The following is a 21,814-nucleotide window of genomic DNA, read 5'->3' as shown; positions in this document are numbered from 1 at the left end:
ACGATATTTAATGACTTCTAATACGCTTAATATTATAAATTTTATCGATGTAACTTGTGTCTTGTGAAAGCTGTAATGGTAATAAAGGCGTTACAGACACCCCGTTTAATGTACCTCGATAATATTTATTATTACGATCAAAATACGCCATGCCTTTTACATCATGAATAACGTAAGGTTTACCTTGGTCATAGCCTAAAAACATTACAACATGTCCAGGAATATAGATTAAATCTCCGACTTCTAAGTTACTGAGCGCAGTTAACTTGTCATCAAGGGTTGAGTCATGGTTGAAATTGATATTAACGCCATATTGTCCCTTACCCTGCCAGGTTGAATTACGCGGCATTAAAATACCAAAGGTTTTATAAATTTCGCCAATAAAACCGGTACAATCTCTAGCGTTGTAATCATGGCCCCAACCATATCGCTCACCTAAAAACTTAAATGCTTGGTTAATGATGTTTTCTTTATTAAAAGCCAAATACCCGATATTAATATCCTGATTTTTAGCGATAAGTGCTAATGAAAACACTAATTTTCCGTTTTCATTTCGTGTGGGCATTTTTACGACATGAGAAGCAAAAGGATTTTGACCATGCAATTCTCCGCCTAAGTCATCAGCGTTTATTAAGGGGAGTTTAACCCCCATATCTAATTGCACTTGGGAGATTCTATTATTATTCGGCACAAAATTCGTAAACACTTTATCGCCCGTCACAACAATAAAATCTTCAACTTGTGTAAAGCTCGCAATTTCTTCTTTTGAACCAATGGCAATCGCCTGTTTAGGCACCCAAGCAAGATAATTATAGCTTCTTACTAACAACCATTGTTTGTCGGCACTTTCATGAATTATTGCGACCGCCTCACCTGGAAAAATACCTGTTTCTTGAAAGCGATCAAGATCTGTGTCCATGGCACTGTTAAATACACGATCGTAGGTAGGAAACGTTCTCAAAGCACTGCGTTCTACTGCAAGTCCCCATTTCGTAGCGTAGTTTTCTTGCACGTTTTGCAAATTTACGTTTGCTAGATAGTCATCAAAGTGAGACTTTTCTAATAACGTACCATCAGCATAATAGCGTTTACTGGTTGGAATAGTGCTGATTTTATTAATTAAACTGACAACTTGTTGTTTCGTCAGTAACTCATCCATCGATAACGGATCTATGACATAAGGGTTGCTGTCGAACAATTGCTGATTAAATTGACTAATCGCTTGTTGTTCCATCAAAACAGTTTGGTGAACTTGCGGCTTTTGCCAAAAAGTCGCAAGCAAATGTCCTTGAGTAACACCAATAACATCAGACACTAGTGTCTTGTGAGTATTATTGACACTATTGACATCCTTGACACTACTACATGCTGTTATAGTCATTAACGCAAAGGCAGCAAAAACTAATGCAGAGAAGTTCAGTTTCATCATTTTTCCTAATTACAAGCTGTGAATATACTTAAATAGAGATTGGCAACTTTCCTGTCGCTTTGATTTGACCAGTAATAATTTCAGCTAAACTATTAAACGCTGGGCCTGTGTACTCAGGTGAATCAGCTACTTGAAACACCTTGCCATCAAAACTTGCTAATACCCAGTCAGAAATTTGATTAAACTTTGCTAATTGGTACGGCGCTTTAAGTGAAATAAAAATACTGTCTACGTGTTTTTCTTCCGCATACTTTAAAATATTAAGCGAGAAATCAGCGTTGCTGTTCTTGCTGTTATCACTGCTGGCAATAACATCAATTGCTTGACCAAGCTCCACTGCCGTTTCCTGGCTATCACTTGCAACAATCAATAAGTCACTTTCGTTAATTTGTTCGAATGTAATGGGTAAATCTATATCTTCTAAACTTGACGTTGTGATTTCCCAAGGTTGTCGACCCAGCTGTTGCGAAATATTATTTAACGCAAACATCATCGCGTTAGCTTGCGTGTGTTTAGGGAAGACTAAATGTAACTTTTTAGCTAACTTAATTTGTTGCGGTATCGATTGGTTTGCTTTGATCTCTACAATAGACTGTTGTGCTAACGCTTTTTCTTTTGCTCGATGTTCTTTAGATGACAATAAAACATTTGCGTGTTGAAGCTTGGCTTCAACCGTTTTGTTAGAAAGCCTTATTTCTTGTTTTAATTGGTCAATTCTTGTTGCTGATCTCTCTAGTTCCACTAGCGATATTTCACCGGCCAACACTTTGTCAACTAGATGCTCAATCAATGCTTTAAATCTTGGAACATCTGATGGTTGTCTGATCTTCATAGGCATCATCGCAATATCAGCCCCAGCATTAAAGGTTTGGACAACCGCTTCTTCTTCAGTAAAAAAATTAGCAATACCTGCCATATCTAAAGCATCAGTGATAATAACACCCTCAAAGCCCATGCGTTCTCTTAATAAATCCGTTAATATTTTTTTAGACAAAGTCGCGGGTTTTAACATACTTTCCCCATGACGGTTGATTAACTCACTATTATCTAAAGCAGGATACTGAATATGTGCTGTCATGATCATTTTGACGTCACTATTATCAATGGCATACTGAAAGGGTAATAAGTCTACTGACTCTACCGTTTCGAAAGAATGGTTAACTTTAGGCAGCCCTGTATGGCTATCAGTATCGGTATCACCGTGTCCGGGAAAATGTTTTAAAGTGCCGATCACTCCTTTTGCCTGCAATCCTTCAAGCATTGCAGCGCCTAATTTTGCCACCACCTCTGGGTTTTCGCCAAATGAACGCACATTAATTACTGGGTTATTTGGGTTAATATTTACATCAACGTTAGGAGAGTGGTTTACGTTAACACCTAGCGCAGATAATTCAGACCCAATCACCTCGCCTACAATGGTTGCATATTTACTTCCATGGTTTTCAAAGGTGGCTCCAATTGCCATATTACCAGTAAAAGAAGTTGCGATTTCTCGCGGTAGACGCACCACTCTGCCACCTTCTTGATCAATCGAAATCAATAAAGGTTTAGCACTTTTTGATGATACAGCGGCTTGCTGTAAATCTTCAGTTAATTGAATAGTCTGCTTAATACCTGTAAAGTTTTCAGCAAATAAAATGATTGAACCTAGCGAGGTATCTTTAATGAGATTTTTTAAATCATCGGGTAATTCGGTGACGGGAGTTGTACACTTATTGTCGCTAGTCAAATCGACATGTTCCGTATAGTCAGCGCAATAATAGCGAATATCTAGCATTATTTTTTGCGCAACTTTTTGTGCAATAGCCTCTCGTTCTAATTGCCCTAAGAACCAGACACTGAATGCCACGATAACACTCAAAATAAGACCTAAAAATATTTTACTTTTCATTCGATTTAACATATTTCCTCACGAATTCTATCGAGATAGTAAGCGCGATATTCGCACTTGTTCTATTTCACATTGAGATGATACTAATTACTCGGTAATGCGACTGAAATTCAAATCGTCGTAGTCAAAACTTGCGTCGATATCATCATTCAAACGTTCCATCATTAAGCCAGTAACTTTGCCATTTTTATCGATCACAAAGCGTGCTATCGCATCACCTTCTAAACTTCTATCGTTATACCAAACAATAAACTGGTGCTCTTTGTACTCAAGCATTTCACCAACGAGTTTTTTTGATTTAAGCGACTGAAAAGAGAGTTGTTCATTAACAAGTGAGATTTTAACTTGTCCAAACCATGGATCTTGATAAATACCTGCGTAAGATGCTAAAGGTAAAAGCACACCTTTTCTTTCAGGTTTAGTGTTAGATAAAGCTTTAGCAGTATTATCAGCAGCCCGTCTTGCGTGTCTTTTTTGTTGTTTAGCCACCTGTATCGCTAGCCAGTCTTGTTGTTCTATATCCATAAACATTTGTACAATACTATTCATGAGTGTACTGCGAGCATAATAGGAGCTTTGATTTATCAGTACGATAACACCAAGGTCTAGCTCAGGAATTAATGTGATGTAGGCTAAATTCCCAGATAATGTACCCGTATGAGATACACGTTTATAACCATGCGTATCTGCTAAGCCCCAGCCTAAGCCGTAAGATTTGAAATTTGTATTGTGATATTTCTTGTCATTTGTAGAGACAGACAAAATGGTATGAGGCGCCCACATTGCTTTACTTTGTCTTTCACTAAAGAGCCTGACTCCCTCGGCAGAAACACCTCTATTTAATTGTGTTTCAACCCAAGTAAGCAAGTCATTAACACTACATTTAATTCCGCCAGCTGCAGCCATAACACTCTGTTTATGGTAAGTTTGATTACGTTTAATAATTTCAACGTTACCGTTTATTAAACCATGAGGTTGGGCAATATTTTTCATCTGTTTTTGGGGAACCGCTCCAGCAAAACAACGCTCCATACCTAAAGGAGCCATAATGTTTTGTTCAACGAATCGTTCCCAAGACATACCAGTAATTTTTGCTACAACTTCACCAGCAACAATATAAAGCAAATTATCGTAGGCGTATTCGCTTCTAAACCCAGAGGCAGGCTTCAAAAACTTCAAGTTATTGATGATCTCTTCACGGCTAAACCCTGCTGGTTCAGGCCATAACATTAAATCGCCAGCAAAGCGTGCTAAACCACTACGATGTGTTAGCAAATCCGCGATGGTGAACTCCTTTGTTACCCATTCATCATACAGGGCAAAGTTAGGCAAAATATCAACAACCTTGCTATCCCAACTGAGTTTATTTTGATCAATCAGCATTGCTAACGCCGCACTATTAAATGCTTTTGTTGTAGATGCAATTTTAAATAGCGTATGTTGATCAACCAAGTCAGGCTGATTTATATCTTGAACACCATAGCCTTTATTCAACAGGATTTTTCCGTTTTTAATAACGCCTACTGCAGCACCTGGTACTTTAAATGTTGATAATGTTTCTTCTACTAACCTATCTATCTTGTTTTCATTGAAATGAGTTGTTTTCGCATAGGCAATTTGTGATGCCGTCAAATAAGCAATGGCAAAACTGAGTGATAGAATGTTCATATAAAATAGCCCTAAGTAACGTTGAATATTAACCTGGTCGAAAATTGCGTTTATAAAAAAGCGATACCGTATAACGTATAAAGAATTAGTGTTAACGTTCCGCCAAATAACGCATAAGGCAATTGTGTTTTAACATGCTCTAATAATTCACAACCTGAAGCGATTGCTGAAACCGCTGTAGTGTCTGAAATCGGAGAGCAGTGATCACCAAAGACTCCACCACCTAGTATCGCTGCGATAATAAAAGAAGGTGGTAAATCGAGCGCTTGAATTAATGGAACACCGATAGGGATCAAAATCGCGAAAGTCCCCCAAGAGGTTCCCGTTGAAAAGGCAATAAAAGCGCCTGCTAGAAATAACATTGGTGCGATCATAAAGACAGGCAATGAATCACCTACAATTTGAGCCACATAAACACCCGTACCAAGAATTTTTAAGCTGGCACCTAAGGTTAACGACAACAGAACAATAGTGACTAAAGGCAATAACTCTCCCATGCCATTAAAGCCAATTTTAACTAACTGGCCATGAGTGAATTTTTTTGTCGACAGCATCATTGTATAGGCGACTAAACATGCACAAATAGTGGCATATAATACCGACTTGGAGCCGCTGCCGTCGGCCAATGTACCGTTTCCTGTCCAGAACATAAATCCAATCATTCCCAGTACCATCGTCAACAATGGAACAAACATAAATCTCGCTTTTGTTGGTGCAAATTCATGTTTATGCTCTAACTCTTGTTCTACTTTTGACTCAGCGCGCGCTAAAGGCCCATGTAAGTTGCCAGTAAACGCGGTATACCAAACCATCATTAATGCGATAATAGGGTAGAAATTTAACAAGATCGTACCCCACATTATTTCAGCGGCGCTTTGTTCAAATTCGTAATTACTGAGTAACCCTAGTACAAAAGCACCCCAGCCATTCAATAACACTAAAATACATATCGGTGCAGCACTACTATCGATAATATACGCTAACTTAGCTCGGCTCATTTTATAGCGATCAAATAGGCCTCTTGATACGATACCCGCTGTTAACACTGATAAGTTACTTTCGATAAAAATTGCCATGCCGGTAAAATTGGCCATAAAGGCGACTTGGCGTTTATTTTTCCCTAACCCTTTCGAGATGACATATTCAACCATGGCAGTTACACCACCTGAATGGCGCATAAACGCTAATACAGCACCAATAATTAAACTAAACATTAAAATACGTGTATTACCTGGCGAGCTAAAAATAGAAACAATACGTTCTATTGTTGCGATGGCACCATGAAAAATTACGCCTGAGCCATTTTGAGATAACAAGAGTTCAGAGGTGAAAATAGCTAATAATAACGCTAAGATAACTTCCTTTTTCCATAAAACAATAACGACAGCAACAATTGGAGGTAACAATGAGTACCATTCCATACACAACCCTCAACACAAATAATATAAGCATGAATATACTTACAAATAATAATATAATATTCAAGATATAATAATAAAATGTAATTTTTTATTATAAAACCTAAAAGAGATAATACGAAATAACTTAACTAGAGCCGAATATTTCTTGGTATGCAAATAATCCCTGGCTTCCCCCTGTATGGATAAAAAGTAATTTACTGTCTTCTGCAAAGAAATCTTTTCGGCAGAGATCAATCATTCCTGACATGCCTTTACCCGTATATACTGGATCCAAAATAAGTCCCTCGTACTGAGCACAAAGTGTAACGGCCTCAATCATTTCCTTAGTCGCTATGCCGTAACCTTCACCGTAATAATCACCATTTGCGAAAACCTTCCCGTTCGCTAAGTTTTCATCAAGGCCTAGCAACACAAGCGTGCGCTCTAGTAATGCTGTCACTAATGCCACTTGTTCTGTAGCTGGCCTACTGACACAGATCCCCATCACTGGAATATCAATGCCCGCTATAATTAACCCTGCTAGCAAACCTGCTTGGGTTCCCGCACTTCCCGTTGCCAGTACAATATGATCAAGCTCGACGGCTTGTTGTTTGATTTGACTGATAATTTCTTGTGCACATTGTACATAACCTAAACTGCCAATTTCATTTGATCCTCCTACCGGAATAAAATAAGGCGTTCTTCCTTCTTTAGTCAGCTGATCCACGAGATTGTCAGTATATTTCTCACAAGTAATGCCGTCAGGAATTCGATGAATATTCGCTCCTAACAGCTTATCGAGCAAAATATTACCATTTTGATAATAATCTGCTTTAGGCGTGCCTTGTACATCTTCCAACACCAGCTCACAATGTAAACCAAATTTAGCGGCTGCGGCTGCGGTTTGGCGCGCATGGTTTGATTGTAAGCCACCAACAGTAATTAAAGTATCAGCGTTAGCCGCAAGTGCTGCGGCAACGAGGTATTCTAGCTTTCTTGTTTTATTACCGCCTCCCGCTAAACCAGTGCAATCGTCCCGTTTTACATATACACTTCTTTTCAGCACTTTAGATAATTGTGGCATTAGCTCCAATGCAGTGGGGGCATGGGAGATAACCACCCGAGGAATAGCATTTAAATTTGACATTTATGTTTAACCTTAATGTTGAAAGTATATGTTTACATACAAGAATATTGTTCACCAACCACACAAAAAATACTATTAAATTCTAAATAAAATAAATTTTAGTAATAATTACTGTTTAACCAAGCACCTTATTTTGTTATGTTAAAACAAAAATAGGAATAATTATGAGTGACAGACGCACGTTTTTCAAAGCATTAGTGAGTACCGCTATTGCGACAAGCATTTTACCCAATATAGCAAATGCCGACGACACAAATACGCAAAGATCTCATTTGCCAATTAAACCAAAACGATTGAAAGCAGGTGACACTATCGGCTTAATCGCTCCTAGTAGCAATACGTGGGAAGACGAAGAAATACATTTCGCTATAGACGTATTGAAATCTTTTGGCTTCAAGGTGAAAAAAGGCAAATATATTTTCCAACGTAGAGGCTATCTTGCAGGGAATGACAAAGACCGCGCATGGGATATAAATGATATGTTCCAAGATAAAGACGTTGACGGTATTTTTTGTTTACGTGGTGGTTATGGTTCTCCTCGGATACTACCGTATCTAAACTATGATGCGATCGCAGCTAACCCTAAAGCATTTATTGGTTATAGTGATATTACCGCATTATTAAATGCCATTTACGCACGTACAGGCTTGGTAACTTTCCACGGCCCTATTGCCAAGCAAAATTTCAGTGAATACACCTTACAAGGCTTTAAGGATATACTTTTCACGCCTAAAGCCAATATAGACCTAGGTACACCACCTTTATTTGAAGCAAGAGAAGGTCAAGCTGAGAAAAAAAATAGATTAACACTCGTCACTGGCGGTAGCGCACAAGGCCGATTGATTGGTGGCAACCTTTCGTTAATGGTAAAACTTGTCGGCACACCCTTTGAACCCGATTATCGCGGTAAAATTTTATTTCTCGAAGACGTTGAAGAAGCCCCTTATCGCGTTGACGGCATGTTAACGCATTTAAAAATATCAGGTAGGTTAAACCAGCTTGCTGGTATTGTTTTTGGTAAATGTACTGATTGTACCGCCAGTGGTGATTCTTTAAGTATTGAAGAAGTGATAAAAGATCGCTTAGGGGATTTAAATATCCCTGTACTAAAAGGCGTCATGATCGGTCATATTAAAGATATGTCTACGATTCCTGTTGGTGCTATGGCAACGCTTGATGCAAACAACAAACGATTAATATTAACCGAAACTGCCGTAAGTTAGGAATAATTAATATGCTCAGTTTAGCTTTAGTTCTCTCTAGTGCACTCACATTTCCCCAGCAAACGAATATCTACCTTGACGTTGTTGGCGATAATAATGACGACAAAGATTGGGCTTTTTTTGCGCCTCATGAAAATGAAAACGTCGCAAATGATTACGTCGCGAAAAAAATCGTAGAAAAAGGAGGGGTTTTTGTTGTACTGCGACAACATGGCGATCGACTCATTATTTTAGAGGTTGAAAATCAAAAGATCGCAATTGACCCGAATAGAATGTTTACCAAAGCCGGCAGAATATCTAGTATCGCTAGGTTGAATCCAACCCTTGCCAAACAGCCTTTATTACTGACTAAGGCGGAGCAACATGCTAAGCAATTAAGTGAATTTGTTCTTGAAACACTTAGCGGTAAAGAGCCGCCAAACACATTCGTTGCCATGCATAATAATAGTAATGGTTACATGGGTGACGGCAAAAAAGGGATTGGCAATGTTTCCATTGAACGTTATCAAACCAAACTAGCCTCTGGCGCACAATATTTAATAGATGTCGCAAGTGGCGCACATGATGAAGACGACCTGTACTTTGTTACCGATAAAACCGACTTTAGCAGTATGAAAACTAACGGTTGGAACGCTGTATTGCAGAATCCTAACGTGGCTCATGATCCAAACGAGGACGATGGCTCACTTTCTGTCTATGCCGAAATGAAAGGCTATCGCTATATTAATGTTGAAGCTGAACGTGTTACCGACGGCTTTGGTGAAGATCACCTAGCAACGCAAATGAAAATGGTCGACTTTACCTTTTCACTGTTAGAGCAAACCGATTGATTAAAAGGGGGAAGGTAACCTTTTTGTTCACAGCGTAACTTTATATACCTTTTTAAAGTTACGGTTTTGTGAGGGTACCCATTCCCCACCTATCACTTCAATATTGTTAACTCCCATCTTGCTCAGAGACTTTAAGTCATAGTAAAAACCAATATATTCATACGATTTATAACGAGCTTTATAATCTCCTATTTGTCCATAATAAGGTAACTTGGGGTCTACATTTATCTGAGCAAAAAAATCTCGCTCAAGTTTTTGACGAAACTTCAAACACCTTTGAGCGGATTTAACAATAACTTCTATAATTCCATCTGGTTTAGCGCACGCACCTTTATCGGCAAAAAATTTATGCTTCAGCTTGCTTTCTAATGTAGATATCTTAAGTAAAAAAGCTTCTTTATTTTCATAAGAATCATTATATATATTTGGAAATTTGTGTTTGGTAAGCATTTTATTTAACAGGTTTTTTTGGAGCATCCCGCCGTGATAAACGATTAGAGAATCGTTTGATAAACGCTTTTTCTTACCTGCAGGAAACACATAATTTGCACAACTAGACGCGCAAAATCTCCGTATCTTTATATCCATGCCCTTTTCTTGAAGAAAACGCCCAATTAATATGCCGGCTAATCCATTCCCACCACCACTAGTAATTTCTAACGTCGACGGCTTTTCCTTCGCGTTGCTGTATATTTCAATAAGTTTTTCATAGCCTTCAAAGCTTATTCTGCCCGAATATCGAATATGATTGCCTTGATTTGAAGAATAAATCCAAGGATCTGGCCTAAATAGAAAAAACATAATGAGCAGTAAAAGTAAGATTAATAGACTTATTCCAATAGTCTTTAACAATTTCAGCATATACATTCCTTTGTATCGAATAGCTATATGAGGTTATCAGGCAAATATCTAAGTTGATGCTTTATTAATTTAGTAATTTAGCAGCTAGATAGCTATTATTTCTAGCCACAGGGAAATTTGGCATATGTCGGTTCTACTGCAATCTTTCAATTACTCAGTCAAATATGTAACTACTTACATGAGGTAAGCCGTTAAAAATAAATACTAACGTGCAAAAGCCCTAATTACCACAAACACTTATTGTGGCAATTCTGGGACGTTTTTAAGGTTTAAATTGGTTAATGAAGCACGTATTTGATTGATAAATGTTTCACCGGGATCGGTTTTCTCAGTTAAATAGTTCGGATTAACTTCTTTCCAAAGTGGATGGTTAACAAAGTTTTTATATTCATAGTGACCGATCACATATTCAATCGGAAAATCTTGGCTCAGTTGCTTGATCAGCGCAATATTCGCATTTAACTGCTCAGTGGTAAGTGGTAACGTACTGCCATTACCAACATTTTCAATACCAATGGCACTATGGTTTAAACCGATAACATGACGCGCAAACGTAGTATTCGGCAATAGTTGATAAATAGTACCGTCGCGGTCAATTAAATAATGCGCAGAAACATTTAATTGGCTTGCACTACTAATTTTACCCCGAGAACTTGGTAGCATGGGTGAATTAAACGCATTAAAAGAAGCCTTTAACGTTGGTATGGCAGTCCAGTGTACCACCACCATTTTCGGCGTTATTTTTGCTTCTTCTGCTTTAATATTATAGCGTTTGTTCAAATACTCTAGTGACAATTCCTCTCTTTTGTCATTGTAGATGATAGGCCATTGAACTACGGTCAATGCTGAACTTTCCTTTGTTTCAGTCACTTGCTGATCGACACTAGCAGAACATGCCATTACCCCTAGTAACGACGAAATCATGCAAATTTTTCTAACTGTTAACAACATCGGTTTTCCTTTTTAGTATCGAACGCGCTACACCCTAAAGCCTATTGTACGCCGCACCTTAAAAAGCAAAATAACGGCTCAATATTGAATAAAGCTTGAAAGCGCGTAAAGATGTAAATATATTATTCCTAAACACCAACACAATAGTAATTATTTAGTAATGAAAATACAACCTCATATCTCATATCAAGATAATACAATGCATGTAGAAAACGTTTCAATTGCATCTATCGCCAAAGACATCGCAACGCCTTTTTATTGTTATTCTTATGCAGCAATAGAAGAAAACTACTTAGCGTATAAGCATGCATTTAGTCAGCAGAACACTTTAATATGCTATGCAGTAAAAGCAAACGCTAATCAAGCTATATTAACACTGCTAGCTAATTTAGGAGCAGGTGCCGATGTGGTTTCTGAAGGAGAAATTAGACGTGCATTACAAGCAGGGGTTCCAGCCAATAAAATTGTTTTCTCTGGGGTTGCCAAAACACGTGACGAAATAGCTTATGCATTAGATCACAATATTCTCCAATTTAATGTTGAATCTGAGCCTGAATTACAACTCATAAGTGAGCTAGCGACAGCCAAAAACACAATCGCGCACATATCAATCAGAGTTAACCCTAATGTCTGCGCCAATACCCATGAAAAAATTACTACTGGTAAATCCGAAAACAAGTTCGGTATACCAATAGCAAAAGCAAGAGACGTATATCAATACGCAGCATCATTACCGGGTGTTAAAGTGCAAGGGGTAGACGTTCATATTGGTTCTCAATTAACCGAGTTAACGCCATTTGAACAAGCTTTTAGTAAAGTCGCAGCATTTGTTACCTTATTAAGAAGTGATGGCCACGATATTTCAGTCATTGATATTGGTGGCGGTTTAGGTATTAATTATAGCGAAAATGAAACCCCGCCGAATAAAGAGGATTACGCCCAATTAGTTCAAGCCTTGCTAGGACATTTAGGATGTAACATTATTGTTGAGCCTGGACGCTCTATTGTCGGCAATTCAGGCATATTAGTTTCCAGCGTGGTATACGTTAAAAAAGGAGAAGAACGTCAGTTTTTAATTATAGATGCTGGTATGAATGACTTAATAAGGCCAAGCATGTATGACGCCTATCACCAAATAAAGCCCGTTGATATCACCACTAACGAAACCTCTCGCTACGATGTTGTTGGTCCTGTTTGTGAAACTGGGGATACTTTCTCTAAGAATAGGGAACTTCCAACAGCGAAAGCAGATGACTTAATTGCTATTCTCAGCTGTGGCGCATACGGTAGCGTTATGTCTTCAACCTATAATACACGGTTGAATGCACCTGAAATCATGGTTAATGATAGCCAATACGCTGTTATTAAGTCTCGACCAAGCTATGAAGAAGTCATCGACCAAGATATCGTACCGAATTGGTTATAGCCGCTTAACTTCTCACCTTTTTAGCACTAAATTATTTAAGCATTTATAAATGATTTAGTGCTTTTAAACTCAAAATAAGTATTTCTTCCTCAATCGCATAAAGAGGGGTTTTACTTGCTGGTTTAGCCGGATCTTCACCTAAACCTGTTATTAACGCAATAACGCCATCTCCGGTTATAGGATCAAACCAAAATTGACCAAGTAAGCCATACGCTTCGCCCATATGACCATAGTATTTTTGGCTATGCTGAGTTAAACCCCAATTTTTTAAATCGATAATATGTGTTGATAAACCATAGGTGGTTTTAAGGTTAACCGCGCTTACATCATCTAATGCGCTTTCGCCGCCCGTATGACCATTTTTAAGCGCTTTATCGTATTGCCACACTGGTTCGAGCATTGATGATAGCGTTTTTTTCGAAATAACGTGTTTGTCATTTTCACCAATAAACACTTTCATCAAGGTTGCTAGGTCTTTTGCTGAAGCTCTTAAACCGCCTTGCGGTGAAAACAACGTTGGGTTACTACCAAGTTGATAATCAGCTAACATTGACTGATCTGGCTTTGTCGTTCGGCTGTACTTATCACCGCCATAAAAACAGGAAATACTATGACCATCAACCTGCGGGATCCAAGGCCCCTGAGCATCCCAAACATAGCCACCTTCGCCTCTACGATACAATGTAGCAAGGTTTGAATATTGCTTTTGATAAAAGTCGCAAGCATTAAAGCTAACATCTAGCTCCAACGGGTCAAACAACACCTGTTTAACAAAGCGATCCATGCGTAATCCACTGACATTTTCAATAACGCCTGCAATCAAACCAAAATTTAGGTTCGCATACATAAAGTATTCGCCTGGCCCTTGCTTTTCCGTGGACGCAAAATGATTTTTACTTTCTGCGTATTCATCAGTATCAAAAAAGCGTTGATAGTTTTCCCCAAGAGGCAAAAAATATTCACCGTTATCTCGAATAGAAGACACATGCGCTAAAACTTGCCTTACGGTAATTTTTTTATCCGGAAAATGAGGGTTACGTAAACTAAACCCTAAATACTGAGAAATATCTTCATCTAAATCTACTAAACCGTCATCAATCAAGGTCATTAAAGACATCGTTAAAACAAACTTTGAAATGGAAGCAATTCGCACTTTATGGTTTACCGTTAAGGGTAATTTCTCGCCAGTCGTTGTGATAGTAGAGAACCCTTCGGCATGTTCAAACTTAACCTGACCATTTTTAATCAATACGAGTTGTAAGCCAGATATTTCAGTAAGCGCTTCGTTTGGTTGATACACTAAGTTATGCATCTGATCTTTAACATCCGCATAAACATTTTGTTTCTGTTGAACTGAACAAGAAGAGAGTAACAACAAGCACAATAAAAAATTAAAACGTTTCATACATGATTCCTTAATAATACGTTTTCATTGCTACACGAGCATTGATAGTACTTTGCCAACAAGTAAACCGCCTGCTGTACCAACAATATATCCAATCAACGCCATTAGAACACCAACGGGGATTAATGCTCTTGAATATGCAGCAGCCAGTATAGGGGCGGATGCTACCCCACCGATATTTGCAAGCGATGCGATACCACAGGTAAATAAATCAAACTTAAAGAGTTTTGCAAATAGAACCATTAATACGCCATGAATAAATAAAATGACCATCCCCATAAAAATATAGAGTGGTGCTTCGGTCAATTCATAAAAATTTGCTCTAGAGGCGATTAGAGCAACAATAATATAAAGCATGATGTTTGAAATAGCTTCTGAGCCTTGTAGTTTTCTGATTGGTGTCATAGCCGCAAAAGCGCCCAAAATCGTTACGATTAAAACTGTCCAGGTAGTTTCACTAAAGAAGGTCGTTGTCGGTAGCATCGAAGCAGCAGATTGCGTAACTACCGAAACCAATAGCGACAATGAGAGTAAAATTAATAATGCTGTTGTGAGTTCACTTGAACTCTCTGTACATTGTTCTTCCGCCAAACTGTGCGCAACAGTGTCAAGTTTTTCACTGCTTGTTCCTATCCAACGATCAAATAATTTTGCATGAGGGACTAACGCTAATAAAAGCATCACCCATAACGCGTAATCAATTGAATCTATAATAAGCGTGTAACCCATTCGGCTGTCGGGTACATCTAATGCGAGTTGAATGGCCGCCATATTGCCCATGCCTCCCATCCAACTACCGCTAAGGGCTGCAAATGTTTTCCAAGAGTCAGGTTCTAGAGACGGTAAAAAAAGCATAAAAGCAACGACAAATGCAACACCAATACTCACTGAAGCGCTGAAAAACGCTAGCACAATTTTCCCACCAAGTTTCTTAATTTGTCTTAAGTCTGCTTTAAGTAACATTAAAAAAATCATGGCGGGTAAAATATTTGATTTTAACGAACTATAAGCATCCGTTATTTCTGTAGATTTTTGCCAAAGACCTAGCGTCGATAACAGCATTATGACGAAATATAAAATCACAATAGCGGGTAAAATAGTAAATAACTTACTGTCACTTTTATATTCAACAAGCTTCAACCCTCCTGCAATCGCTAGTAAGACAGTAAAAAAAGTGAAGGCTGAAGTGATCATAGCAATGTGATAAATTTTTAAAGTAGCGTTAGGCTAAATTACCATTTCCACAAACTAAAAGTAAAGTTTTTATTCCAAACCCATCAACATAATGAAATTTATTATTCCTTTCTATTGTAAATCCTTAATCAACATCAAAAATGAGAAATAATTCACTCATCTGAAAGCTAATGTGAACACTTAAATGGTTTAATAAAGGTACCGTAGCGTCGAAACAACAACGCTACATTAATACTAACTTTGTTTTATACGAGTAATATTTGCACCAAGTGCTTGTAGTTTAATTTCTATCTTCTCATAGCCGCGATCAATGTGATAAATTCGATTCACTTGTGTTGCTGTTTTAGCGACTAAGCCTGCGATCACAAGACTAGCTGATGCACGAAGATCCGTAGCCATAACTTGTGCGCCATGTAAATTATCCACTCCTTGTGTAATTGCTTTATTACCTTCTAAGGAAATGTTAGCCCCCATGCGTTGCAATTCAGGCACATGCATAAACCTGTTTTCAAAAATAGTTTCAACTGTCGTTGATTTGCCTTCAGCAATTGCGTTAAGAGCAACAAATTGCGCTTGCATATCGGTAGGAAACTCTGGGTAGGGTGCAGTGCAAATAGTTACTGCTTTAGGCCTTTTTGTCATCGACAATTCAATCCAATCATCACCTTGTGTAATATCTGCGCCAGCTTCTTCAAGTGTTGTTAAAACAGCTTTTAATGTATTAGGGGCGGTTTTTAGGCATTTAACTTGACCCCGTGTAACAGCCGCCGCAACAAGGAAGGTGCCCGTTTCTATTCGATCAGGCATAACGCTATATTCTTTACCTGCTAAACGAGCAACACCTTCTATTGTCAGTGTATTTGTTCCGGCGCCCGTTATCATTGCTCCCATGGAATTTAAACAATTGGCTAAATCAACAACTTCAGGCTCCCTAGCTGCATTATGTATGACTGTTTTACCTTCTGCTAATGTGGCAGCCATCATTAAATTTTCTGTTCCTGTAACACTCACAGTATCAAGAAATATAGTGGCTCCTTTTAATCTGCCTTGATTTTTGGCGATAATGTAACCATTCTCAACTTCAATATCCGCCCCCATAAGTTTCAAACCATGAATATGCAGATTTACAGGCCGAGCACCAATAGCACAACCTCCTGGCAAAGATACTTCCGCGTGTCCAAAGCGCGCTAATAATGGCCCTAAAACAAGAATAGAAGCTCGCATTGTTTTCACGAGTTCATAAGATGCTTTATACTGATCAACGGTTGTAGCGTCGATTATTAGCGTTTCATTCTCCGCCCATGTTACTGTAGCGCCTAATTGCATCAACAATTTAATTGACGTTTCAATATCGTTTAGCCTAGGCACATTATGAATGGTAAGAGGGCTTTCTGATAACAAACTTGCCATTATAATGGGTAGAGCAGCGTTTTTAGCTCCTGAAATGGTTACTTCACCTTTTAGTGATGTGCCACCAATAATTTTAAATGAGTCCAAGGAAACCTTCTTTTATCTTTCTCGTGCCTTGTAGATAAGTTAAACATTTTTAACTTCCACATACCACAGAATATATTATTTTAATAAAACTTGACAAATAGGAATATTTTATTTAGGTTAAGTTAAATGGAAATTATTATTCCTGCAGAATAACAACAAAAGAATAAAAAATTACACAAGTGTCCAGTCGATTATATAAAAATGAATGAGGATATATGGAAACGCTAAAATTAAAAAAAGCCGCATTTGCTATTAAGTTTGCTTTGCTTGCTACAACTACCTTATCTGTAAATACATTTGCAGAAGAAGCAAATGATAAAGAAAGCAAAAAAGACGAAACAGAAGTAATTGAAGTTAAAGGCTTTCGTGGTTCAATACAAAAAAGTTTAAACATCAAAAGGTTTGCAGATACCATTGTTGATGCTATTTCTGCTGAGGATGTCGGTAAGTTTCCTGATCAAACAGTAGCTGATGCCTTACAACGTATAACAGGTGTACAAGTAGAGAAATCTGAAGGAGAAAGTAACCGAGTCAGTATTCGCGGTACAGCACCTCATTTGAACTTAACTTTACTTAATGGTCAAAATGTTGCTTCAGCGACTGCCTCTCATTCAATATTAAAAGCTTCTCGTGGTTTTAATTATTCATTACTACCCACAGAAATTATTGATACCTTAGAAGTACATAAGTCAGCACAAGCGAAAGTTCAAGAAGGGTCTGTTGGCGGTACCGTTATTGTCAAAACACGTCAACCTCTTAAAGAAAAGTCTAACACTGCTGTATTTTCATTAAAAAATGCGTATCAAGAAACAAGTGGTGAACATTCACCAACGTATTCAGGCTACTACACCTGGAAAAATGAAGATGAAAAATTCGGTTTTAATATTGGCGCTGTTGTTAAAGAAACAACAACTCAACGCGACGGATATAGCTCTTCAGGCTTTGAAAAATCGCATACGGTAAATGATCAAACCGTTTATACTCCGCTTGACGTAAGCTCTTCTCGATATAAATCCGATAAAGAACTAACCACATTCTCTTCTGCATTACAGTTAGAGCTAACAGAGGGTGTGATTTTAACGTTTAATAATTTAATTTCAGGAGTCGATAAAACCAATAAAAGCACGTCAAACGGAGCTTATATCGGTTATAGCGATCCAGCTAAGTCTGGTCTTACTGGCACGCTTACTGGAGATATATTAACTTCAGGTTCTATCATGTTAGATCCTGCAGACTTAGGCACAGATCCGAAATATCAACATAAACAAGATTATTTTGAATCTCGTTATGCGTTATCGCGTGAAGTTGGCGAATATGAAACCAAAGTACATGACTTGCGTTTAGATTGGCAAGGTAATAATTTTGATCTTGCGATACAGGTTGGTATCACTAAAGCTGAAGGCGACATTGCCATACAAGCTTTAGACTATGAAGCGCAAACAAATGCTAGTTTCGATGTGGGTTCTGGACGACCTTCATATGAACTGCAATCAAATCCTCAGCCAGAAGATTACTACGGTACTTACATGGCTGATAAACTTTACGAAAATGAACAAGAAGAAACATATTTTCAGACTGATTTAAATTACCAATTTGACCATGATTTTGTCACATCAATTGATGTTGGTTTCAAATATGTCGACCACGAAAAAAGCTCTCAGATTTTCTTGGAGATTAAGTATCCTTGGCTTTCCTATAATGAAGAATATAGTGGCTCTGCTTGGTTAGAAAGTATATATCCAGGCTTTGGTGTGCAATCGATCAATATGGGTGGCATGACAAACGGATTAGCGACCAATTTCATGGGCGGTGGCACTCACCCTCACTTATTTAACTATGACTTTTCAAAATTAGATGGTGCCTTTGATCAAGTTGATACATTACGAGAATATAATCATTTAGGTTACTCTCTAGCGCTTGAAGAGAAAATTACCAGCGGCTACGCACAAGTTAATTTTGAATCAGGCAAATTAAAAGGTAATGCTGGTGTACGTATTGCTAAAACGGATCAAACAAGTATTGGCGTTGATATCTTAACTCCCGCAGGCTGGTATAAGCCGGATGTTTTATTTGATACTGCTGTCCCTGTAAGCGTTGAACGCGATTACACCGACGTATTACCTAGCTTAAATTTATCATACAACATTGAAGACGATATTATTGTACGTTTTGCCGCCGCTAAAGTTATTTCACGCCCAGATTATGACTTATTAGCACAAAGAAAGATTTATTCTCGTGCAGGTGGTGTTCAAGGTAATCCAATGTTAGATCCGACAAAGGCAACACAGTATGATATTTCTGCAGAATATTATTTTACTGACTCGTCAATTTTATCATTTGCTTACTTCATAAAAGACATTGAAACCTATGTAGATACAGAAAATGTCATGGCAAAAGTATTATTGCCTGCGGATGATTCCGTTAATGAATTCGGAATTGATGGGGCTACCTATGAAGTTACAGAAATGGAGCTAAGAACTCCGGTAAACGGAAGTGGCGGTACTAATAAGGGCTTTGAAATCAATCTTCAACATGATTTCAGTAATGGTTTTGGGGCATTAGCTAATTACACCTATCAAGATGCCGATATGGACGAAGAAGGTGCTGTATTACCCAATAATTCTAAAGATACCTTTAACATGAGTGGTTACTATGAAGTAGAAGACTATTCAATTCGTTTATCTTATACATACCGTAGTTCATATTATTCTGGCATAGCGAGAAATATTGACCGCTATACAGATGATTATGGCCAATGGGATGCAAACCTCAATTACAATATTAATGAACATGTTTCCTTGAACCTTCAATTATTAAACTTATCTGATGAGAACAAAGAAACGTATGTTAAATCTGAAACTGGTGATACTGCTCGTTTAGCTGAATATAACTATGGTCGACGAGTATTCGCAGGAGTTTCTGTCAAGTTTTAACCAATAATCCCTTACACACTGTTGGTTAAAAAAGGCCAATACTAACCTTAGTATTGGCCTTCTTTTTATTCAGTATTTTATCGAAAATTAACGACATGAATCACCTACCTTACTAATTCGCGGTTTCTACTCTTTATCTCCCGATTTACAAGGTTCAAGATCGCTTCATTCATATCAACACTATTGGCACAATTCGGAGTAAGCTCTTCATGTCAGTATTAGCTAAAATAAAAATACATACTCATACCTTTACAGCTATTGAAAAAAAAATAGCCAATTATATTTTAAATCACCCTAAAGAAGTCCAGCTGTATTCTTCTGAAAAACTAGCCGAAGAAGTTGACGTTAGCCAATCTAGCGTAATTAAGTTTACGCAAAAGCTTGGATATAAAGGCTACCCTTCATTGAAACTTGCTCTGATAGAGTTAAAAAAAGACAAACAAACACTTAACTGCTTACACGGTGATATTGCACTTAATGATTCTCTTGTTCAAATGAGTGAAAAGCTACTAACAAGTAAAATTGAAATGCTGCAACACACCCGATTACTCAATGATGATGAACAATTAAATATCGCCGTATCAGCGATTCTCAAAGCGAATAAGATACTTATTAGTGGTATTGGTGCTTCAGGCTTAGTGGGCCAAGATTTTTGCTTGAAACTTCAAAAAATTGGCTTGGCCGCAATTTATGAATGGAGTGGTCACAATCAAATAGCCTATTCAGCGACACTTAATGAAAACGACTTAGTTATATGTTTAAGTGAATCAGGCAAAACGGCAGACGTTATTGCCGTGGCACAACAAGCGAAAAAGCAAGGTTCTGCTGTTTTAGCCATTACGAACGTGGGTAAATCCAAATTACGTAAACTATCAGAAATCTGTCTATTTACAGTCTCCGAACCATCTTCTCTTCGCTTATCTTCTATTTTGGCGAGAACCTCTCAAGCATTAATTACTGACACTTTGTTTATTGCTATCACACAAAAATCAAAGGCACTAAGAATGCAAATTAAGAAATCAAACGAAGCTGTAGCTATTAACATAAATGAACGTGAGCACTATTCAAATACACTATAATATTTTGATAGTCGCTTGAACTTATCATTATATTTAGTTAGCTTAAGTAACCTTTATTTGAACCGTTTTTATATTTACAAGGACTGTAAAATGCTTAAATTAAAACTGCTCATAATTCTTTTGTTTTTTTCTTTATCTTCAACACTTAGTGCTAATGAATTGCATGACGCACTACTAAAAAAAGCTAGTTCTGGCAGTGCTGAAGCAAACTATCACCTGGGAATGTTATATAACAACGGCATAGGCGTTAATAAATCACCACTTAAAGCTTTCAGATTGTTTTTAAAGGCCGCTGAACATGGTGATGCACTAGGTCATTACAAAGTAGGTTGCTATTACGCAGGACAGTTTGGCAATATTGAGGGGGTTGGGTTAAATAAAACTAAAACTTTCGAACACAAGCTCATAGCCGCAAAGGCCGGTTATAGTCTAGCCCAAAGTGATATAGCCGCCATCTATTATCGCAACGGAGACCTAACACAAGCGATAACGTGGGCGCATAAAGCAGCAGAACAAGGGCATGTTCAGTCATTGTCGAATTTGTTATCACTATATCAAATGCCGCAATCACCTAGTAAAAGCAACCAAAAAGCTTACCTTGCATTACTAAAAGCAGAGAAATTGATTCCCAAGAATGAACAATTAATATCATTAAAAAAACAAATAGCGAATAAGCTTTCAAGTATTGAAATTGAAAAAATTGTAAAGCAAGTCACAGAGTGGGCACCTAAAAGAACTGAACTTACAGACAACGCCATGCAAGGCATTAAAAGAGCTAGTGCGGTGGCTGGCCTTACTTCTATAGAGTAAACGTTACTAACCATCGGGACTCTTCGCTTGCCTCTATAATATTCCTTGAGACGTTATGTGCTTAGTCAGC

General features: G+C 37.9%; 16 protein-coding genes. 6 read left to right on the top strand and 10 right to left on the bottom strand.

The window, feature by feature from the left end; all coding sequences use genetic code 11:
- Positions 1 to 7 precede the first annotated feature (7 nt).
- From BI291_RS15505 to BI291_RS15485, 5 genes are all read right to left on the bottom strand, one after another.
- Complete coding sequence (locus BI291_RS15505; protein ID WP_139302637.1) at positions 8 to 1,429, bottom strand: SH3 domain-containing protein; 1,422 nt, start codon at positions 1,427 to 1,429, stop codon at positions 8 to 10.
- A gap of 28 nt (positions 1,430 to 1,457) precedes the next feature.
- Positions 1,458 to 3,320, bottom strand: a complete 1,863-nt coding sequence (locus BI291_RS15500; protein ID WP_074499783.1) for a glycoside hydrolase family 3 protein — start codon at positions 3,318 to 3,320, stop codon at positions 1,458 to 1,460.
- Positions 3,321 to 3,407: 87 nt separating this feature from the next.
- Positions 3,408 to 4,988, bottom strand: coding sequence for a serine hydrolase (locus tag BI291_RS15495; protein WP_074499683.1), 1,581 nt, complete (start codon positions 4,986 to 4,988; stop codon positions 3,408 to 3,410).
- A 50-nt stretch (positions 4,989 to 5,038) separates the two neighbouring features.
- Complete coding sequence (locus BI291_RS15490) at positions 5,039 to 6,409, bottom strand: Na+/H+ antiporter NhaC family protein (protein ID WP_074499680.1); 1,371 nt, start codon at positions 6,407 to 6,409, stop codon at positions 5,039 to 5,041.
- A 124-nt stretch (positions 6,410 to 6,533) separates the two neighbouring features.
- Positions 6,534 to 7,535 (bottom strand): D-cysteine desulfhydrase, encoded by a 1,002-nt coding sequence (locus BI291_RS15485; RefSeq protein ID WP_074499677.1) that lies wholly within the window; start codon positions 7,533 to 7,535, stop codon positions 6,534 to 6,536.
- A 164-nt stretch (positions 7,536 to 7,699) separates the two neighbouring features.
- Here BI291_RS15485 and BI291_RS15480 point away from each other — a divergent pair, with 164 nt between their 5' ends.
- Together BI291_RS15480 and BI291_RS15475 are read left to right on the top strand one after the other, a co-directional pair.
- Entirely contained in the window at positions 7,700 to 8,758 is a 1,059-nt protein-coding gene (locus BI291_RS15480) for an LD-carboxypeptidase (RefSeq protein ID WP_074499674.1), read from the top strand.
- Between the two features lie 11 nt (positions 8,759 to 8,769).
- Positions 8,770 to 9,588, top strand: coding sequence for a hypothetical protein (locus BI291_RS15475; protein WP_074499672.1), 819 nt, complete (start codon positions 8,770 to 8,772; stop codon positions 9,586 to 9,588).
- A 27-nt stretch (positions 9,589 to 9,615) separates the two neighbouring features.
- On the opposite strand, the gene BI291_RS15470 is transcribed toward BI291_RS15475, so the two are convergent.
- Both BI291_RS15470 and BI291_RS15465 read right to left on the bottom strand, forming a co-directional pair.
- Positions 9,616 to 10,449, bottom strand: coding sequence for a hypothetical protein (locus BI291_RS15470; RefSeq protein WP_074499670.1), 834 nt, complete (start codon positions 10,447 to 10,449; stop codon positions 9,616 to 9,618).
- 237 nt (positions 10,450 to 10,686) lie between these two features.
- Entirely contained in the window at positions 10,687 to 11,400 is a 714-nt protein-coding gene (locus tag BI291_RS15465) for an N-acetylmuramoyl-L-alanine amidase (protein ID WP_217693845.1), read from the bottom strand.
- Between the two features lie 160 nt (positions 11,401 to 11,560).
- Here BI291_RS15465 and lysA point away from each other — a divergent pair, with 160 nt between their 5' ends.
- On the top strand, positions 11,561 to 12,826 hold the full coding sequence (gene lysA, locus BI291_RS15460) for a diaminopimelate decarboxylase (protein ID WP_074499667.1): 1,266 nt from the start codon (positions 11,561 to 11,563) through the stop codon (positions 12,824 to 12,826).
- A gap of 43 nt (positions 12,827 to 12,869) precedes the next feature.
- Here lysA and BI291_RS15455 read toward each other — a convergent pair whose 3' ends face one another.
- The 3 genes from BI291_RS15455 to murA form a co-directional block, all read right to left on the bottom strand.
- On the bottom strand, positions 12,870 to 14,231 hold the full coding sequence (locus tag BI291_RS15455) for a serine hydrolase (RefSeq protein ID WP_083602111.1): 1,362 nt from the start codon (positions 14,229 to 14,231) through the stop codon (positions 12,870 to 12,872).
- 30 nt (positions 14,232 to 14,261) lie between these two features.
- Positions 14,262 to 15,425 carry a DUF819 domain-containing protein gene (locus BI291_RS15450; protein ID WP_074499665.1) on the bottom strand — a complete coding sequence of 388 codons (1,164 nt, stop codon included), beginning with the start codon at positions 15,423 to 15,425 and terminating at the stop codon, positions 14,262 to 14,264.
- 234 nt (positions 15,426 to 15,659) lie between these two features.
- Complete coding sequence (murA, locus tag BI291_RS15445) at positions 15,660 to 16,922, bottom strand: UDP-N-acetylglucosamine 1-carboxyvinyltransferase (RefSeq protein ID WP_074499663.1); 1,263 nt, start codon at positions 16,920 to 16,922, stop codon at positions 15,660 to 15,662.
- 215 nt (positions 16,923 to 17,137) lie between these two features.
- Between murA and BI291_RS15440 the strand changes: the two genes are divergently transcribed.
- The 3 genes from BI291_RS15440 (at position 17,138) to BI291_RS15430 (ending at position 21,744) form a co-directional block, all read left to right on the top strand.
- The gene (locus BI291_RS15440) at positions 17,138 to 19,855 is read left to right on the top strand and encodes a TonB-dependent receptor (RefSeq protein WP_074499660.1); all 2,718 of its coding nucleotides are present in this window, start codon (positions 17,138 to 17,140) and stop codon (positions 19,853 to 19,855) included.
- Positions 19,856 to 20,064: 209 nt separating this feature from the next.
- On the top strand, positions 20,065 to 20,934 hold the full coding sequence (locus BI291_RS15435) for a MurR/RpiR family transcriptional regulator (protein WP_074499658.1): 870 nt from the start codon (positions 20,065 to 20,067) through the stop codon (positions 20,932 to 20,934).
- A 90-nt stretch (positions 20,935 to 21,024) separates the two neighbouring features.
- Entirely contained in the window at positions 21,025 to 21,744 is a 720-nt protein-coding gene (locus tag BI291_RS15430) for a tetratricopeptide repeat protein (protein ID WP_074499657.1), read from the top strand.
- Positions 21,745 to 21,814 lie beyond the last annotated feature (70 nt).

It is taken from the genome of Thalassotalea sp. PP2-459 (assembly GCF_001913705.1).
Classification (GTDB): Bacteria; Pseudomonadota; Gammaproteobacteria; order Enterobacterales; family Alteromonadaceae; genus Thalassotalea_C; species Thalassotalea_C hakodatensis.
Note: the sequence above shows the minus strand (reverse complement) of the source record. Positions and strands in the feature narration are given on the sequence as shown.

Excerpts from the sequence above, each read along its gene's own strand:
- BI291_RS15505 (WP_139302637.1), bottom strand. The coding sequence starts at position 1,429 with ATGATGAAACTGAACTTCTCTGCATTAGTTTTTGCTGCCTTTGCGTTA.
- BI291_RS15500 (WP_074499783.1), bottom strand. The coding sequence starts at position 3,320 with ATGAAAAGTAAAATATTTTTAGGTCTTATTTTGAGTGTTATCGTGGCA.
- BI291_RS15495 (WP_074499683.1), bottom strand. The coding sequence starts at position 4,988 with ATGAACATTCTATCACTCAGTTTTGCCATTGCTTATTTGACGGCATCA.
- BI291_RS15490 (WP_074499680.1), bottom strand. The coding sequence starts at position 6,409 with ATGGAATGGTACTCATTGTTACCTCCAATTGTTGCTGTCGTTATTGTT.
- BI291_RS15485 (WP_074499677.1), bottom strand. The coding sequence starts at position 7,535 with ATGTCAAATTTAAATGCTATTCCTCGGGTGGTTATCTCCCATGCCCCC.
- BI291_RS15480 (WP_074499674.1), top strand. The coding sequence starts at position 7,700 with ATGAGTGACAGACGCACGTTTTTCAAAGCATTAGTGAGTACCGCTATT.
- BI291_RS15475 (WP_074499672.1), top strand. The coding sequence starts at position 8,770 with ATGCTCAGTTTAGCTTTAGTTCTCTCTAGTGCACTCACATTTCCCCAG.
- BI291_RS15470 (WP_074499670.1), bottom strand. The coding sequence starts at position 10,449 with ATGCTGAAATTGTTAAAGACTATTGGAATAAGTCTATTAATCTTACTT.
- BI291_RS15465 (WP_217693845.1), bottom strand. The coding sequence starts at position 11,400 with ATGTTGTTAACAGTTAGAAAAATTTGCATGATTTCGTCGTTACTAGGG.
- lysA (WP_074499667.1), top strand. The coding sequence starts at position 11,561 with ATGAAAATACAACCTCATATCTCATATCAAGATAATACAATGCATGTA.
- BI291_RS15455 (WP_083602111.1), bottom strand. The coding sequence starts at position 14,231 with ATGAAACGTTTTAATTTTTTATTGTGCTTGTTGTTACTCTCTTCTTGT.
- BI291_RS15450 (WP_074499665.1), bottom strand. The coding sequence starts at position 15,425 with ATGATCACTTCAGCCTTCACTTTTTTTACTGTCTTACTAGCGATTGCA.
- BI291_RS15440 (WP_074499660.1), top strand. The coding sequence starts at position 17,138 with ATGGAAACGCTAAAATTAAAAAAAGCCGCATTTGCTATTAAGTTTGCT.
- BI291_RS15435 (WP_074499658.1), top strand. The coding sequence starts at position 20,065 with ATGTCAGTATTAGCTAAAATAAAAATACATACTCATACCTTTACAGCT.
- BI291_RS15430 (WP_074499657.1), top strand. The coding sequence starts at position 21,025 with ATGCTTAAATTAAAACTGCTCATAATTCTTTTGTTTTTTTCTTTATCT.